Below are 15,954 nucleotides of genomic sequence, written 5' to 3' on the forward strand. Positions count from 1 at the left end.
CGCGGTGGTAACCGGAAACGGCACGAGGAAATGCGACGAACGGCCGATGCCGGACGCAATTCCTTCACGGCATGCGCGGTCGTCCGGCGATGGCCCAATTCGGATGCGAGCCCCGTTTTCCCCGGGAAAGGTGTGAAAACGGCGATGATCAACGCCACACACCGCCACCGGAACAGACCCGGATACTGGACGGTGAGCCCCGCGCGCGAAACGCGCATGTCCAGCACGAGGAACCATGAAAAAGCACTTCGCCTTCATCAGCATGCCCGCCGCCGGCCACGTCAACCCCACGCTGCCGCTGGTCGCCGAACTGCTGCGCCGCGGCCACCGCGTCAGCTACGCTATCGGCCGCGAAATGGCGTCCACCGTGCAAGCCAGCGGTGCCGAAATCCTGGAACTACCTACCGAATTGCCGAAAATACCGCCACAGGACCAGCCCGGCCCGCCGCCGGTGGCGAAACTGATGCAGTTCTTCATCGACGACATCCGCGCCAGCTTCCCGCCTCTGCGGCAACGATTCCGCGCCGACCCGCCGGATGCGGTGTGCTTCGACGTGATGACCAGCACCGGACGCATGCTGGCCCAAGACCTAGACGTCCCCGCGATCGCGCTGGTGCCCAGCTTCGCCGCCAACGAGAACTTCTCGCTGCGCGACGTGCTCGACGCCGACAACGCCGGATTCCCCACCGAAGCGTTCGCCGAATTCGGCAGCCGGATGCAGCAGGTGGGCGCCGAGTTCGGCGTGCGCGCCGAACTGCCCTTCGGCGCGCCGCCCGCGGAGCTGAACCTGGTGTTCCTGCCGCGGGAATTCCAGCTCCGCGCCGACACCTTCGACCAGCGGTTCCGCTTCATCGGCCCGCTGCTGGGCGAGCGCGCCGAAACGCCCTGGAAGCCCCGCGACCCGCATGCCCCGCTGCTGTTCATCTCCCTGGGCACCGCGTTCAACAACCGCCCGGAGTTCTACCGGATGTGCTTCGAGGCATTCGGCGGGAGCCACTGGCAGATCGCGATGTCCACTGGCCAGCACATCGACCAGGCCCAACTCGGCGCGATCCCCGCGAACTTCGACGTGCGCGCCTCCTTCCCGCAACCGGCGGTGCTGCGCCACACCACCGCGTTCCTGTCTCACACCGGCATGAACTCCACCATGGAATCCCTGCACGCCGGGGTGCCGCTGGTTGCCGTGCCGCAGATGCCCGAACAGGCCGCCAACGCCGCCCGCGTCGAAGAACTGGGGCTCGGCCGCCGGCTGAAACCCGAAACCGTCACCGCCACCGACCTGCGCGCCGCAGTCGACACCATCGCCGCCGACGAGCAGGTCCGTGCCAACCTCGACCGGATGCGCGAGATCATCCGCGGCTGCGGCGGAGCCCCCGCCGGAGCCGACGCTCTCGAGACCCACCTGAGCTGCCCCCCGGGGAAACGGCAGTGGCCAGCACGCTACGGGAAATGACCCACCCGATCGCGACCACCGGCCCTGAGGTGGCCGGCACCAGTGATCCGCACGGCCCGTGAGTGGTTTCGGGGGCCACAGACTCTGCTGGTTAATTCCTGATCATGCTGCGAGGGCGTGTTCAAGGCGGGTGAGATGGCTGGTGCGGGTTCGGTCGAGTGGGTGGCCGTTCCACCAGGCATCCAGGCGGATCAGGTTGAGTGCGACCGCGGAGAACACGTGTTGCAGGTGGGTTTTGGCCAGTCCGCGGTAACGGGCGTGGCGCAGGTCGGTGACCGCGATGCCTTGGCGGATGGTGCCCTCGACCCCGGCCCGCAGCGCGTATTCGGCCTGCCAGTCCTTGGTTTCCTGGTCGGCGCGGGCAGCGCGTTGAGCCTCGTGGACGGCCCGCGGATGCACGGTGATCTGCCGGCGCCGGGTCCGGGAGGTGGTGCACTGCTCGCGGACCGGACAGGGCCCGCAGGTCGCGGTCGCGAAAGTGATCACGATCGTGTCGGTGCCGCGCTGGGTGGCCGGGTTCCAGGTGGAGCTGGTCTGGCCCTGCGGGCAGGTGGCCTGCTCGCGATCGAAATCGATGGTGAAGCGGGTGCGGTCGAACCCGGCGCCGGCCCGGGCCTGCGGTGAGTGGTCGGCCAGCACGGGAGTGATCAACGTGACACCGAAATCGGTCACGGAACTGACGATCAGCTCGGCCGAAGGGTAGCCGGAGTCCAGGTAGTGCTCGCCGGGCAGCAGGCCACGACGATCCAGCGCCTGGTGGATCGGTTCGGTCATGGCCACGTCCGGGACACTCGCGTCCGTGGTCGCCACGTTCGTGATCAGGTTGGGCCGTGACACGGTGGCATCGGCCGGCTCCGGCTCCGGCTCCGGCTGGGTGCTGGGGCGCCGGCAGGTCTCGCTGAAGTGCACCTTGTAGCCGTTCCAGAAGGTGTCGCGTTTGCCGCCCCAGCGGGCATCGGTGTCATACGGCGAGGTCAGACGCGATCTCCCTGGCGGGAGACCGTCCGTGTCCGCCTCCCGCCGTGTGATCACCTCCCGTCCGTTGCCGGTGATCGTGCGGGTGTAGTTCTGCAGCAGCACCACCCGCAGCACCTCCACGGCAGGCAACTCACGCAACCAGCCAGGAGCGTTCGGGGAATACACCGCACCCAGCAGCGCATACCCGTCGGTACCGTAAGTCACCGCCAGATCCCGGCGTTTGGTCTCCGAGGTGGGCAGCCGCCAGGAATCCACCCGCGCGGCATACCGCTGTCCCCACGCCGGCACATCGATCGCCTCGGCCAGCCACTGCGGTACCGCGGCCGCGAGAGCCTCCAGCGCGGCCCGCACCGACTCACCCGCCAGCTCCAACCGGTTGAGATCCCGCACCGCCGCCACCACGTGCGTCGAATCGGTGCGCTGCTTCCCGCCGGCGGCCACCAATCCCTTGTCCTGCAACACTTTCAGCAGCAGATCCAGCGCCCGTTCCTCCAACCCGTGGGCGACCAGCCTGGTGCGGAACTCCGACAAGACCGACGCATCAAACCCTGGATCGTCCAGCTCCATCCCCAGCGCGTATTTCCAGTCCATGCCGAACCGGACCCGGTGGGCCGCACCCCGATCGGTCAGATTCTCCGCCATCTGTAACACCGTGACCAGCGCCAACCGTCCCGGCGACCACCCAGGCTTCCCCCGCACCCCGAACGCCTCGATGAACTCCGCATCGCTGAACAGCTCACCCAGCTCGTCACGGACCCGCATCGCCAACGGGTACTCGCTCGTGCCCGCCGCCGCCCGCGCGGCACGCACGGTCGCTTCCGGAATCCGCGGCCACGGCCGGGGCTGCATAGACACCACACACTCCATCCCACGGCCGGGAACCAGGAAAGTCGACCGCAGAAAGATCATGCACCAGATCAACGGATCACGGCGACACCAAACCCAGCCCCTCGCCGAATTAACCAGCAGGGTCGCCACAGCGCCCAAAACCACTCACGGACATCACCGGACTCGGACGGCCACCGCCACGGCCAGCAGCGTCAACACCGAAGCGACGCCGAAACCCGCGAAATACGCCGTGACCGGCGACCACACCAACCACGCCGCGAACAACGCACCCGTGACCGCCAGAACGGTCGTGGTGAACAGCGACTCGCTGAGCTGCAACGCCGAACTGTTCACCCCCTGCGCCTGCGGCGCCGACCACCGCAGCGTCAACGCCGACAACACCGGGTACATCAACCCCATCCCCAGTGACAGCACCGTCAACCCGGCGATGCACAACACCAGCGGCACCACCGGAACAACCGTCGCGGTCACCCCCGCCACCCCGACGACCAGCAGCACCGCACCCACCACCGGAACCCGCTGCTGCGAGGACATCCTCCCCTGCAGCCACGAACCGGCCATCCACCCCACCGCGCTGGTGGCCAGCACCAAACCGGCCGCGGTGGGCGACAAACCCCGTTCCCGCGACAACATCAGCGGGATGAACACCTCGGCCGCCGAGGCCGCCGAGCCCGCGATCCCCCGCAACGCCACCACACTGGGCAACCCCACCCGGCCCTGAAACGTCCCCACCGGCAACAACCTCGGCGCGAACACCACCAGCGCACCCAACCCCGCAACGACCAGCACCACCGGAACCCAACCAGTCTGCTGCCCGCCGTAATGCAGCAGCAGCGCCCCCGCGGCCGCACCAACCGCCCACAACGGACGACGCGAGCGGGGCCGCTCCGGCGCCACGGGCCACGACAACCCGCGCAGACTTGGGTTCACCAGTACCAGCGAAGGCACCGCCAGCACCGCTGTCGCCAGGAACACCCACCGCCAGCTCAACTGCTCCACCAGCAAACCCGCCACCAACGGGCCCGCGATCGACGGCAACAGCCACGCTCCGGCCAGCAACCCGAAAAACCGCGCCCGCAACTCTTCCGGCAACGTGTGCCCGACGACCACGTACAGCGCCACCGAGATCAACCCGCCACCCAGGCCCTGCACGATCCGGCCCACCACCAGCACCCATATCACCGGCGCCACCCCGGCCAGCAGCAACCCGGCGGCGAACATCGCGACCCCCACCCGCAGCGGCACCGCCGGCCCCCGAACATCGCTCCACCCACCCGAGACGACCATGCTCACCACACCCGCGGCCATGGTGCCGCCGAAAGCCACCGCATACAGCGCCAACCCGTCCAGGGCCCGCACCACCGTCGGCATCGCCGTGGCCACCGCCACGTACTCGAAGGCCACCAACGAGATCAAGATCAGCGCACCAACGGTCAGCGACCGGTAGCGGCGGGACAGCAAACCCGCCCCGGTTGCGGAATCGGCATCGATCGCGGACACGGCCCCCCTTGCGCGGCTCTTCGGACGACGGACCGTGCCAGCGTTCAACCTCCACCGCACTCCAGGTCAAGCCTGCCGGTGATCAGCGTGCCCGGGCGTGCTTGGGGCGGCGGTCCAGCCACAGCTGGGCGAGCGTCAGCGGAACCGCCCAGCCCAGCCACGCCGTCAAACCGCCGGTGGTCCACATCATGAACTGTTCGTTGCCGAGTTGCGTGCCGGTGACTGCGCCGTTGACGGTGCCGATGACGAGGGGTGAAGATAAGCCGGGTGCGGACAGCAAGTCCGCACCCGGCTCCGGCATGAGAGGTCAGCCCCGCGAGGCCATCAGATCATCGAACGATGGGAACCGCTCCGCAGTGTTGGTGTCGCAGAAATCGCCCACCCAACCGTCCTCGTCGTGGAAGAAGCGGATCGCGACGAAATCCGGGCGGGTGCCCATGTCGAACCAGTGCGTGGTGTTGGCCGGCACGCTCAGCAGATCACCCGCCTCGCACAGCACCGCGTAGACCTTCGCGCCGATGTGCAGATAGAAAACCCCCGCGCCACGAGCGAAGAACCGGTCCTCGTCATCGTCGTGGGTGTGCTCGGAGAGGAACTTTTCCCGGGCCGCTTTGGCCTGCTGCTCCCACTCCGGATCACCGTCGCGCGGCGCCATCACCGCCGCGTCCACCTTGATGTAGCCCTCGGCGTCGATGACGGCGTCGACCTCGGCGCGATAGGCCGCCAGCACGTCCTCCGACGTGGCGTCCTCGGCCAGCTCTGTGAGCTCCCAACGCTCGAAGCGCACCCCGAACTGCTTGAGGACGTCCCCGATCTGCCCGGGGTCCTCGGTGCGCAACTCCACCGTGCCGGGATCGGTGTCCGGCCACACGGTCAGCAACGTCATGCCACTACCTCCTGGAATCCGTTCGTGGCCAAGATGAACTGGAACAGCCAGTCCAAGCATTCCGTGCGGTGCCTGGCCTGCACCAGGTCCCGCCCCCACACGTACACGCCGTGGCGCGCCACGATCACCGCTGGCGTCGCGGCATCGAAACCCGCCTCGAACGCATCGCCCAACACACCCATGTCCTGGCTGTTGGGGACCACCGGGACCGTCATTACGTCGTCGTCGCGGCGCCCGAGCCCCTTGAGCATCTCCAGATCCCGCAACGCCACACCGCCGGGCCAGCGCTGTCCGGCCACCACCGCCGAGAGCATGTGCACGTGCACCACCGCGCCCGCCCCGGCCACCGCCGCGATCCTCGCGTGCAGCCCCGCCTCGGCCGAAGGCCGCTGCGCGGGATTGGGCTGATCGGGCACGGCCTTACCCGTGGCGTCCACGACCACCACGTCGGCAGCGGTCAGCTCGCCCTTGTCCAGGCCGCTGGCCGTCACCGCCAGCCGCAGCGGGTCCTGCCGCAACGTCACCGACAGGTTGCCGGAGGTGCCGCGCATCCAGCCCAGCCCCGCCATCCGCGCCGACTCCGCGGCCAGCGCCGCCGCGGCCTGCTTCAGCTCGATGCTCACGCGATCACCTCAAGCTCAACATCGCCGAAAGTGGACACCACCGGGTGCGTCCCGTAATCGGCGTCCGCGAACGGTTCCCCGGCCCGGGCCACGCCCACCGTCCGCCAGCCCGCCGCCGCGGCGGCGTCCAGCTCCGCGGGCACGTCGGAGAAGAACACGATCTCGGCCGCCGTGGCGCCCAGCCCGTCGGCGATCCTCTCGTAGGAGTCGCGTTCCCGTTTCGGCCCGGCGTTGACCGTGTCGAAGTGATGCGCGAAGAGCACCCGCAGATCGCCGGAAGTCGTGTTGGAGAACGACGCGATCTGCCCGGCCACCGAGCCGGAGGAGAACACCGCCAGCCCCAGGCCCCGGTCGCGCCAGGACCGCAGCGCCGGCACCACGTCGGCGAAGTAGTCGGTGGTCAGCTCCCCGCGGGCGTAGCCGTCGGACCAGATCAGGCCCTGCAACGTCTTCAACGGGGTGGCCTTGCGATCGGCGTCCATCCAGCCGTGCAGCACCGCCACCACCTCGGCGGTCCCGGCCTGCTTGCCCAGCCCGGCGTCGGCCTTGACCTGCGCGACAGCCTCGGCCACCACAGGATCGTCGGAGTGTGCGTCGATCCACGACCCCAACCGTGGGCGCGCGTAGTCGTAGAGCACCACGTGCACCTGGCTGGTGGCGGTCAACGTCCCCTCGATGTCCAGCACGCCCCACCGGGCCGCGACCTGCACGCTCACCGCGCCGTCCCCCGTTCCTCTTCCCAGTACTCGTGCACCCGCTCCGGCCCGAACGCGCCCCGGTCGGTCACCACGGTCGTCACGAACCGCGGATCGGTGATGTCGAAGGCCGGGTACAGGCCCCGCACCTGCTCGCTGGCGCTGCGCCGTCCCAGGGTGTGCAGCACCTCATCGCCGTCGCGGAACTCGATCGGCACGTCCGCGCCGGTGGCCGAGCGGGGATCCGGCGCGTGGCACAACGCGTGGAACGGCACCCCGAACGTGTGCGCGGCCACCGCCAGCTGCAGCGTCCCCACTTTGTTGATCACGTGACCGTCCATGGTGACCCGGTCGCTGGCGGTCACCAACGCGTCGATCTCGCCCGCGCGCATCAGCGACGCTGGCATGCCGTCGGTGACAAGCGTGGTGTCCACACCCATCTCCGCAAGCGTCTCCGCGGTCAACCGCGCGCCCTGCAGGTACGGGCGGGTCTCGGTGCACACGAACGACAGCTGCTTGCCCGCCTCCAGCGCCGCCTCGACGAGCCCGACCAGGTACAGATCACCCCAGCAGTGCGTCAGGATCCGCCCCCGCTCCGGCAGCAGCGCCGCACCGGCGCGCCCCATCTCGCGGCTGCGCCGCCGGTAATCGGCGTCACCGGCCTGCGCGCCGGCGAGCGCCGCGGCGACCACGTCATCGCCGCCGGCGTCCACCGATGCCATGACCCACTCCACGGCTTTGCGCGGCTGGTCGTTGGTCGGCCTGGTGGCGATCAACCGGTCACCGGCGACCCGCAGGTGCTTGCGCGCGGTGTCGGGCCCCTGACCGGCGGCCTCCCGCGCGGCCAGCACCATGCCCCACAGCACCGCGAAGTACGGCCCGGAGGACTGGGTCACCATGTCCTCGATCGCTGCGGCGACCTCTTCGACCGTGCGAGTGCGCACCCACCGGTGCTCGAACGGGAACACCCGGCGATCCAGGATGTGAACCCCGTCCTCGGCCAGCCGCACGCTGTCGGCCAGCGTCGGCAACCGGGGGTGTGCGGCAGGTGGCGGCATTCAGGTCCTCGGCAGTACTCGTGGGCGGTGAACAGGTCTTCACCCCAGGGTATCGATCCCGGTCCACCTACCGGAAACGAGATCCACATCGCGGGAGCAGCGCCCACGCGGCGTTTGCTAGGGTGCCGGTACCGACCATGACCGGACGTCCACGCAGCTCAGAAGCGGTCGATCCGACCCATACATAGCGATCACCACACGTGTTGCACGCGCGACGCGCCGGGTTCCCGCTCAGTGTTCGTCCAGCCAGCGGAGGAACGTGGCGCGTGGTTCGGCAGCGAGTGGAAGGTCGATCCGGGCGTCCGTTTCAGGGTCGTTGGTGTTGACCATGATCGAACCGTCGTCGTTGAGTGTGAGATCGAAGTACGTGACGCCGTCGTGAGTTGAGCGTGCCCCAATTACGTCGTCGGCGTCGCGTCGGGGCGGGTGCCGATCTCGTCAGTAGGGTGTCGGCAGGACGGCGCTGTTGGCCTATTCCAGGGCGCTCAGGGGCGCACGCGAATGACGGTCTTGCCCTTGCGCCGCTCGGTCGGGTTGAGCGCAGGGACGGCGTCGTCGAGGGTCGCGACGGTTCCGATGTGCGTGCGAAGGCGCCCGTCCCGCACCCGGTCGACGATCTCCACCAGCTGACTCGGGACGGACTCGACGACGAAGTCGACCGCGAGGCCGTCGACAGGGCGAGCCTCAGCAGGCCCGACCACCGACACCAGCGTCCCGCCAGGCCGGATGATGCTCGCCGAGCGCCTTTGGATGTCACCGCCGATGACATCGAAGACCAGGTCGACCCCGCCGATGTCTTCGAGATCGTCGTCATCGAGGTCGAGGAACTCGTTCGCGCCGAAGTCACGCGCCGCCTGGCGGTCCGCCGCCCGCCCGGTACCGATGATGTAGGCGCCGAACTCCCGGGCGAGCTGCGTCACCACAGATCCGACCGCGCCGGCGGCGCCGTGTGCGAGGACGCTCTGCCCCGCCTGAAGACGACCGTGCTGGAACAGGCCTTGCCATGCGGTCAGGCCGGAGATCGGCAGGCTCGCACCCACCGTGAAGTCGACGTTCCCCGGCAGCGGAGCAAGGTTGCGTGCCTCCACGGCCGCGTACTCGGCCAGGGTTCCATCGCGGTGCCAGTCCGTGATCCCGGACACCCGCTGTCCCAGCGAGAGTCCCGTCGTGCCGTAGCCGAGGGAGGTGACCACTCCGGCGAACTCGTGGCCGATGATCGCCTGGGCTCGATCGTGACCGGAGCGATCGACCCACGTCGAGGGCCACTCCCACTCTGCAGAGACGAAGCCCGACGCATGGACTTCAACGACGACGTCGTTGATCGCCGGCGTCGGCTCAGGCCGCTCCGCGAGTGTGATCCCGGCTGCTTCCGCGGCCTGATCCGTCGCGATGATCGCCTTCATTGGTACCTCCGTCATGGGGATCACCGTAGAATGACAGGAGCGCGCCGGTGGGCCAGCCGACGTGGTCGCCGGATCACCGGAGACGGCTGAGCAGCGGTTTCAGGGCTCATTGCCCCTTTCTCGCGTATACCGACCGGCCCGGGTACCGACCGGCCCCTGGGATCTCAGTCGCCAGCGAAGACCGCGGTCACGGGCTTGCCCTGCCGGACATATTGCTGCATCGCCTCATGTACGAATGTTTGCCGCGGCAGGAGTACAAGCCCACGCCCCAAGCGGAGGTGACGGGCTGGAGCACCCCGGCGATCGAGTCGAAGGCGGTCTCCTGCCGTACGAGCCGGGTGCCGTCGGTGATCCACTCCTTCTTTCCGCTGTTCAGATCTGTCTCATGAGATCTGTGGTTCAGTCTCGATCCGTTGTGGTGGTACGAGACAGGTGAGCCGACGGGAGTTCCTCTCCGGGCCCCTGGGAAGGGTGCAGAGTGGATCTTGCCTTTGTGCAGTCCGGGCTGCTGGAGAGGTTCCTGGACAGTGACGTCATCTCCGCGGCGGAGGTGGAGGCGTTGCTGAAGCGGCGGGGTGTGCTCGACGGGACGCCGGTGTTCCTCGACGAGGAGACGCAGATGCCGGTGCCGCCCTTGTGCGAGTACGGCAGGTACCTGTCGACGGCGTTGTTGGACGAGACGACGCTGAAGGACTACGGGCGGGCGGTCGGCCGCCTGGATGACCATCTCGCGGGCCTGGGCAGTGACGTGCTGTCGGCGGTTGAGTCGGATCTCGTTTCGTTCCGCGACCAGCGGACCCGGTGGCAGAAGAAGCCGATCGGCTGGTCGGCGTGGGGCAAGGAGTCGTTCGTCCAGGACGACCTCTACGGGTTCCTCGTCGACCGCAAGATCTTGACGCACCGGCCGGCGCGGGTGGCGGCACGGGGACGCAACGCGCTGGCGCCGCAGGTCCGGTCCAGCATGGACATCCGGCATCTGAACTTCGAGCAGTACCGGTACTTCCGGGACGTGGGACTGGGAGGACAGCTGCCTGATGCCACGGTTGACCAGCGCTTTCGCGGGTGGTCACCGCTGCGTGGCCGGGCCGGTTCCGATCTGGCCCTGGGAACGGGGGGACGGTGGCGGGAGTGGTCGACGGTGCTGCTTCCCGAGATGGGGCTGTGGCCCGGGATGCCGGGCGGGGCCGTGGAATACACGGTTCAGGCCTGCGCGAAGTACGGCAAAGCCCGCAACATCTACGTCCCCGAGGATGCGGTCGCCTCCGCAGACCTGTTCTGCCTCCTGGAGCGTCCGGACATCGTCCGCAGGGCCGCCCGAGGCCTGGAGCGCAAGGCCCGCGACCTGTTTGTCGTCGGTGAGGTCGACATCGCCGGCGGGAGGGTGCGGGGCATCCTGGACGGCGTCGTGCGCGAGTTCCAGATGTCCGCCATGCCCGCCAAACTGCGGCGGATCACCGTCCACGAAGGCGAGTTCGGCTTGGAGGCGCTGTCCTTGTTCGTCTGCCGCGGCGGGCTGATGCCGGGGGCGGACGCCTGGAAGGGCTACCGCCACCGGGCATGGACGCGCATGAGTGAACTCGCCGACCGGACCACTCCGCACCTGCCCACCCGGCGCTGGAGATGGCACGACCTGAGACATACGTACGCTTTGCAGCTGCTGACCTATCTGGAGAACGCCATGGACGGCGAGGAGCCGGACATGCAGGCTCGCCGCCGTCGGCACCGCTCATACTTGACCGGGCATATCCGGCACAATCCGTTGCTGATCGTCAGCCGTCGGCTCGGTCACTCCAACCCGGAGACCACCTACCAGTACCTCCAGTACACGGACGACCTGATCAACGAGTTTGAGGCCGCGTTCTCCAGCTGGGTTGGCGACGACGAGGCGACCTACGCCGAGATCGCCTCCCACGCCCTGGCCAGCACGAAGGGCGTTCGCTGATGTCGAAGCCGCGCCGGAAGTATCGGAGCAAGCAGGAACGCGAACGCCTGCTCATGGCCCTGGCGAATCCCGTCCCTCCAGGCGGCATCGGCCCCCGAGTGATCAGCATCCCCAGAGAGCTGTTGGCAGTGGACCCGTCAGGCTTCCGCTGCACACGACTGGCAATGCAGCTGGCGGACGAGTGGGTCGAGTACGTGGCCGCCACCGCCATCACATCCCACGCGAGGACCTATCACATGGCGATCAACCGGCTCTGCGAGTACGTCGACAAGAAGCTCGGGCCGGAGGCAGAGGCGGTGGGCCTGGCCGATCAGGGGCTCTTTGACCTGCTGATCGGCTGGGAACTGTCCCTGCCCGAGACCTACGCTCCGAGCTCGACCTATCCCGCGGTGATGGCCGCCGGACTGCGGCTGCTGGTCGTGCGTCGCGACGACCACTCCGATCGTGATGTTGCACCGGACCTGGCCAGGTGGGCCCGCGGGCCCGCACTCCTCGCAGGCGGCGAGAAGACGGAACGGGACGAGTTCACCCGGCCGGAGAAGCGGGCCCTGATCCGCGCCGCCTGGCAGAGCGTCCACGCCACCCGCAAGCGCCTGGACGAGGGCTGGGCTCTGGCCGAGCAAGGACAGCACCCCAACGCGGGCAGCTGGACCAGCATCGCTGACCTGCTCTGCGGACTGGCCCACGAGCAGATCACCCCCGACGACATCCGCCGACACATACCTCCGTCCCGAGAGTGGCCACCAGAACTGCAGGCGTTCGCCGCCGCCCCCGGCAGGGCCCTCGTTCCGCAGTCGGCGCGACAGCAGCTGGTGAGACAGCTGTTCGCGAGGTTGTATCCGCACACCATGGACCTGCATGCCTTCCGCGTCCTGCTGATGGACGCGACCGGCTACACCTCGGAAGAGGTCACCGGGTTCGGCGAGAAACAGGTGGAGTTCCTGCCGAAGGGAGTCCGGCTCACCCTCCTCAAGAACAGGGCCCGACTGCTGCGGCACAGGGCCTTTCGAGACCAGCCCGCATCCGCCGACGAGCTGGAGCCGCAGAGCGCGAGTGACCACCAGATCACCATGGACTGGCCGCGGCGCGAGGCCAGCGCGGTGGTCCGCCAGCTCCTGGAAACCACCGCCCGGGTCCGCGCCAAAGCACCCCACGTCACCGACACGCTCTTCGTCACCGGCGCCGTCTCGCCCAGCTTCACCCCCGAGTTCGGCAAATGGGATCCCCAGTCCCGGAGGACGTTCGCCCACTGGCTGGACGCCATGGGTATCGAGATCAAGGGCGACCGGAACATCGGCCGCCTGCGGAAATCGGTCAAGGTCGAGAAGGCCATCGTGACCGAAGGCCGCATCAGCGACGCGGCGGACGATCACACCGAGGAAGCCTTCGCCGGCCACTACGCACAGGGCACCACCCTTCGGATCCTGTCCGGCCGGACGATCACCACGGCTCAGCAGCACTGGTTCGACAAGGCACTCGACTGCGTCGACGGCCCCACCGTCGTCCCGGACGTCTCCGCGGCCGTCGACAGCGACCTGCTCAAGGACACCGGCTTGTCCGCCGAGGAGGCCGAGGCCATCATGTCCGGCCAGCTCGACATGGGCGTCTCCCACTGCAAGAACCCCTACCAGGGGCCCTACAGCCGCCCCGGCGAACTCTGCGCCGTCGCGCCGCTGCGCTGCCTGGAGTGCCGCAATGCCTGGATCCTGCCCTCCAACCTGCCTCAACTTCTGCTCTTCCAGCGTCACTTGGAAAGACTGCGTACGGTCCTGGCCCCGCCGGTCTTCGCTCGACTATGGGGGCAGAGCTGGGTGAACCTCCGAGCTGTCCTGAAGGACCGCACGCCCGAGGACATCGCCCTGGCCCTCAAGCACATCGAAGCCGGCCAGGCCGTCCTGGACCTGCCGCTGGCCGCGAACACGGAGTTCGACGCATGATCGTCACGCTGCCCCAGCAACGACGTCCGCCCTTGTTCCGGGACGACGAACCCGTCGTCGCCGGCCGCTCGTTGCTGCCCGGGGCTCGCGAGCCCGGCGCCTACGTCCCCCGGTTCGGCGATACGGGCTGCTGGGACTTCAACGGGGTTCTCAAGCGGCCCGCCAACACCTCCGCCAGTGGCTGGAAGGTCATGTTCAGCCTGGAGCTGGAGGACCCGTACTGGAATCTGCTGGCTCGTGAGTTCATCATGCTCGTCTTCAACCCGCGGCATCCCCAGGTCCTCAAGAGCGGCGTCGTTCTGGAAAGGGCTGGCGACCCGCGAACTCTGGCCCACATCGCCTCGCGCCTTCGGACGGCAGCGCGTTGGGGCCGTGAGAGCGGGCTTCCGGCTCACCCCGACGCATGGAGAGTGGAGGACCTGCGGCAACGCATCACCGATTTAGCTGCCGCAGGCACCGCCGCAGGAACGGTCAGGTGCCACGTGACTACCCTCAAGAGCCTGGCAGCGGCCGAGCCAGCCCTCAGCCTGCCCTGGCCTGCCGGAGATCCGTGGTCGGGCCAGAGTGCCCGCGACGTCGCCCGCGACATCCGGGACAGGATGGAGAAGATCTCCACCCCCAGTGTTCCTCCACAGACCTGGTTCCCGCTGATCAGGGCCGCCTGGGCCTACATCCACGACTTCGCCCCCGACGTCCTGCGTGCTGACCGTCGCCTCAGCGAGCTCCTGGCCGTCGCGACCTCCTCTATGCTCGGCTTTGACGCACGACTTGAGGAGTGGCTCGCGGACCCTCAGAACAAGATCCCGGTCCATCCCGCAGCGTCGAATGACCAGACCCCGCAGGTGAATTGGAACCTGCTGCTGCTTCTCCTGGGCTTCGACGCGTCCACCCGCTCGAATGCCTTTTCTCCGGACTCCCCGGCATCGAAGCGACGACGCGTCCTCATCTTGGACGCTGCAGCCGAGGGGCGGATCACACCCCATGCCCTGACCGGGGAGCTCCGCCAGGTCGCTCGGCCGGACGGCAGCACTGGGGGATGGCACCCCGGCATCGAACGCCGTGCCCTGAACGACCTCAAAACGGCACTGCGCGATGCGGCATTCGTGCTGGTCGTGGGCCTCTCTATGATGCGCGATTCGGAGATTCACGAGATCTTGCGGGAGCCCGTCGTCGAGCACTACAGCACTCCCGCGATCGCCTCCACCAAGATCAAGGGCACCACCCAACGCCCCGGCAAGCACTGGTGGGTCGCCGAACCCGTCGTTGAGGCCCTCGCAGTCGCCGAGACGATCTCCCTGCACCCCGAACGCATCTTCTCCCCAGTCACCGCCAGCATGCAGGACGGCGCCATCCTCGGCGTCAGGATGCTGGCCGCGTTCGTGGCCTTCGCCAACGCCAACCGGGCCATGACCGGGCTCGACGAGATCCCCACCACCTACATCCGGCCCCACATGTTCCGCCGCACGATGGCCATGCTCACCGACCAGTTCCCCGGCTCCGAGATCGCCAGCGGCATCCAGCTCAAGCACATCGCCACACGGGCCCTCGCCAACGCCACCACCCAGAGTTACGCCGCCTCCGACACCGAGTGGGTCAAATACCTCGAAGACGCGCTGGACAATGTCAAGTTCCGCAAGATCAAAGATCTCTACCACCGCCATACCGAAGGCGAGGAGATCGGATTCGGGCCCGGTGCCGAACGCGTCAAGGACGCCTTCGACCAGATCACCACGACTGTCAAGGCCCGCAACGGCGACGCCCGCACCGCCGAGACCCTTCTGCGAACAACCAGGATCCACATCCGATTCGGCATGCTCAACAACTGCACCGCCGATCACACCAACCCAGTCGGCGCCGTCTGCCTGGAGAACGCGATCGTCCCCGAAGGACACACCGGCCCCCTCGACGAACGATGCCGACCGGACCGATGCGCCAACAGCATGATCGGCCCCGAGCACCTACCGATCTATGACTCTCACCAGCGCAAACAGCTCCAGCTCATCAACAGCCCCTCCACACCCGCCTGCCGCAGAGACCTCGCCGAACGTGAACTGGACATCACCCGCAACGTGCTCAAGATGGCAGGCCAGCCCCAGTGACCCACCCCACCGACACCCCCGAAGACCAAATCAGTCCCAAGACCGCCGCCGCGCTGCGGGCTGCGATGACCCGCCTCTTCGAGGGCCGCCCGCAACGGACCGACGGCCGCCTCACGAAGGAGAACCTCTACAAAGAGGCCCAGGTCAGCCGCGCGACCATGAACCGAGCACACGCGATCCTGGCCGAATGGGACGCGCACCTCGCCGCCCACGGCAAGGCCACCCCCGGCGAGGCCAAACGCGACGCGACCATCGCCGACCTCAAGAAGCGCCTGACCTCGAAGACCCAGGAATGCACGCTCCTGGAGAAGAAGCTCAAGGCCGCCCACACCGCGATCGCCGCACTCTTCCACGACAACGAAGCACTCCGGCAGCAGCTCCAAAAGGACGTCTCAACCACTGTCACGCCCATTCGTCCCCGCGGCCCCCGCCAACAACGCTAGGCCCGAGGCCAGACGCATCGCTGGCTTCCCACCGGATGTCTCATGAGACACGCTGAGCGCGAAGAACACTCCCACGGCAACATCCCGC

At 68.1% G+C, this 15,954-nt stretch carries 13 protein-coding genes; 5 read left to right on the plus strand and 8 right to left on the minus strand.

What is annotated here, in order from left to right:
• Positions 1-235 precede the first annotated feature (235 nt).
• Entirely contained in the window at positions 236-1,453 is a 1,218-nt protein-coding gene (locus ACRXBZ_RS40430; protein WP_433883572.1) for a macrolide family glycosyltransferase, read from the plus strand.
• A 102-nt stretch (positions 1,454-1,555) separates the two neighbouring features.
• Here the strand turns inward: ACRXBZ_RS40430 and ACRXBZ_RS40435 are convergent, their stop codons facing one another.
• From ACRXBZ_RS40435 to ACRXBZ_RS40470, 8 genes are all read right to left on the minus strand, one after another.
• Complete coding sequence (locus ACRXBZ_RS40435; RefSeq protein WP_433884118.1) at positions 1,556-3,280, minus strand: IS1182 family transposase; 1,725 nt, start codon at positions 3,278-3,280, stop codon at positions 1,556-1,558.
• 153 nt (positions 3,281-3,433) lie between these two features.
• Entirely contained in the window at positions 3,434-4,780 is a 1,347-nt protein-coding gene (locus tag ACRXBZ_RS40440; protein ID WP_433883573.1) for an MFS transporter, read from the minus strand.
• A gap of 82 nt (positions 4,781-4,862) precedes the next feature.
• Positions 4,863-5,081 carry a hypothetical protein gene (locus ACRXBZ_RS40445; RefSeq protein ID WP_433883574.1) on the minus strand — a complete coding sequence of 73 codons (219 nt, stop codon included), beginning with the start codon at positions 5,079-5,081 and terminating at the stop codon, positions 4,863-4,865.
• A 6-nt stretch (positions 5,082-5,087) separates the two neighbouring features.
• Positions 5,088-5,666, minus strand: a complete 579-nt coding sequence (locus ACRXBZ_RS40450) for a 1,2-dihydroxy-3-keto-5-methylthiopentene dioxygenase (RefSeq protein WP_433883575.1) — start codon at positions 5,664-5,666, stop codon at positions 5,088-5,090.
• On the minus strand, positions 5,663-6,289 hold the full coding sequence (mtnB, locus tag ACRXBZ_RS40455; RefSeq protein WP_433883576.1) for a methylthioribulose 1-phosphate dehydratase: 627 nt from the start codon (positions 6,287-6,289) through the stop codon (positions 5,663-5,665). Before mtnB ends, ACRXBZ_RS40450 begins: the two co-directional genes overlap by 4 nt.
• Positions 6,286-7,005: an acireductone synthase gene (mtnC, locus tag ACRXBZ_RS40460; protein ID WP_433883577.1), complete on the minus strand. Its 720-nt coding sequence runs from the start codon at positions 7,003-7,005 to the stop codon at positions 6,286-6,288. The genes mtnB and mtnC overlap by 4 nt, the downstream gene beginning before the upstream one ends.
• Positions 7,002-8,042, minus strand: a complete 1,041-nt coding sequence (locus tag ACRXBZ_RS40465) for a s-methyl-5-thioribose-1-phosphate isomerase (RefSeq protein WP_433883578.1) — start codon at positions 8,040-8,042, stop codon at positions 7,002-7,004. Before ACRXBZ_RS40465 ends, mtnC begins: the two co-directional genes overlap by 4 nt.
• 485 nt (positions 8,043-8,527) lie before the next feature.
• A complete protein-coding gene (locus ACRXBZ_RS40470) occupies positions 8,528-9,445 on the minus strand; it encodes an NADP-dependent oxidoreductase (RefSeq protein ID WP_433884119.1) in 918 nt (305 codons plus the stop codon).
• 478 nt (positions 9,446-9,923) lie between these two features.
• Here ACRXBZ_RS40470 and ACRXBZ_RS40475 point away from each other — a divergent pair, with 478 nt between their 5' ends.
• From ACRXBZ_RS40475 to ACRXBZ_RS40490, 4 genes are read left to right on the plus strand one after another with little or no spacing between them, the layout of a single operon-like run.
• Positions 9,924-11,387: a site-specific integrase gene (locus tag ACRXBZ_RS40475; protein ID WP_433883579.1), complete on the plus strand. Its 1,464-nt coding sequence runs from the start codon at positions 9,924-9,926 to the stop codon at positions 11,385-11,387.
• Positions 11,387-13,324, plus strand: a complete 1,938-nt coding sequence (locus tag ACRXBZ_RS40480) for a hypothetical protein (RefSeq protein WP_433883580.1) — start codon at positions 11,387-11,389, stop codon at positions 13,322-13,324. Before ACRXBZ_RS40475 ends, ACRXBZ_RS40480 begins: the two co-directional genes overlap by 1 nt.
• Positions 13,321-15,423 carry an integrase gene (locus ACRXBZ_RS40485; RefSeq protein WP_433883581.1) on the plus strand — a complete coding sequence of 701 codons (2,103 nt, stop codon included), beginning with the start codon at positions 13,321-13,323 and terminating at the stop codon, positions 15,421-15,423. The genes ACRXBZ_RS40480 and ACRXBZ_RS40485 overlap by 4 nt, the downstream gene beginning before the upstream one ends.
• The gene (locus ACRXBZ_RS40490; RefSeq protein ID WP_433883582.1) at positions 15,420-15,866 is read left to right on the plus strand and encodes a hypothetical protein; all 447 of its coding nucleotides are present in this window, start codon (positions 15,420-15,422) and stop codon (positions 15,864-15,866) included. The genes ACRXBZ_RS40485 and ACRXBZ_RS40490 overlap by 4 nt, the downstream gene beginning before the upstream one ends.
• Positions 15,867-15,954 lie beyond the last annotated feature (88 nt).

Origin of the sequence: Saccharopolyspora hattusasensis (genome assembly GCF_050972075.1) — a bacterium.
Classification (GTDB): Bacteria; Actinomycetota; Actinomycetes; order Mycobacteriales; family Pseudonocardiaceae; genus Saccharopolyspora; species Saccharopolyspora hattusasensis.

Excerpts from the sequence above, each read along its gene's own strand:
- ACRXBZ_RS40430 (WP_433883572.1), top strand. The coding sequence starts at position 236 with ATGAAAAAGCACTTCGCCTTCATCAGCATGCCCGCCGCCGGCCACGTC.
- ACRXBZ_RS40435 (WP_433884118.1), bottom strand. The coding sequence starts at position 3,280 with ATGCAGCCCCGGCCGTGGCCGCGGATTCCGGAAGCGACCGTGCGTGCC.
- ACRXBZ_RS40445 (WP_433883574.1), bottom strand. The coding sequence starts at position 5,081 with ATGCCGGAGCCGGGTGCGGACTTGCTGTCCGCACCCGGCTTATCTTCA.
- ACRXBZ_RS40450 (WP_433883575.1), bottom strand. The coding sequence starts at position 5,666 with ATGACGTTGCTGACCGTGTGGCCGGACACCGATCCCGGCACGGTGGAG.
- ACRXBZ_RS40465 (WP_433883578.1), bottom strand. The coding sequence starts at position 8,042 with ATGCCGCCACCTGCCGCACACCCCCGGTTGCCGACGCTGGCCGACAGC.
- ACRXBZ_RS40470 (WP_433884119.1), bottom strand. The coding sequence starts at position 9,445 with ATGAAGGCGATCATCGCGACGGATCAGGCCGCGGAAGCAGCCGGGATC.
- ACRXBZ_RS40480 (WP_433883580.1), top strand. The coding sequence starts at position 11,387 with ATGTCGAAGCCGCGCCGGAAGTATCGGAGCAAGCAGGAACGCGAACGC.
- ACRXBZ_RS40485 (WP_433883581.1), top strand. The coding sequence starts at position 13,321 with ATGATCGTCACGCTGCCCCAGCAACGACGTCCGCCCTTGTTCCGGGAC.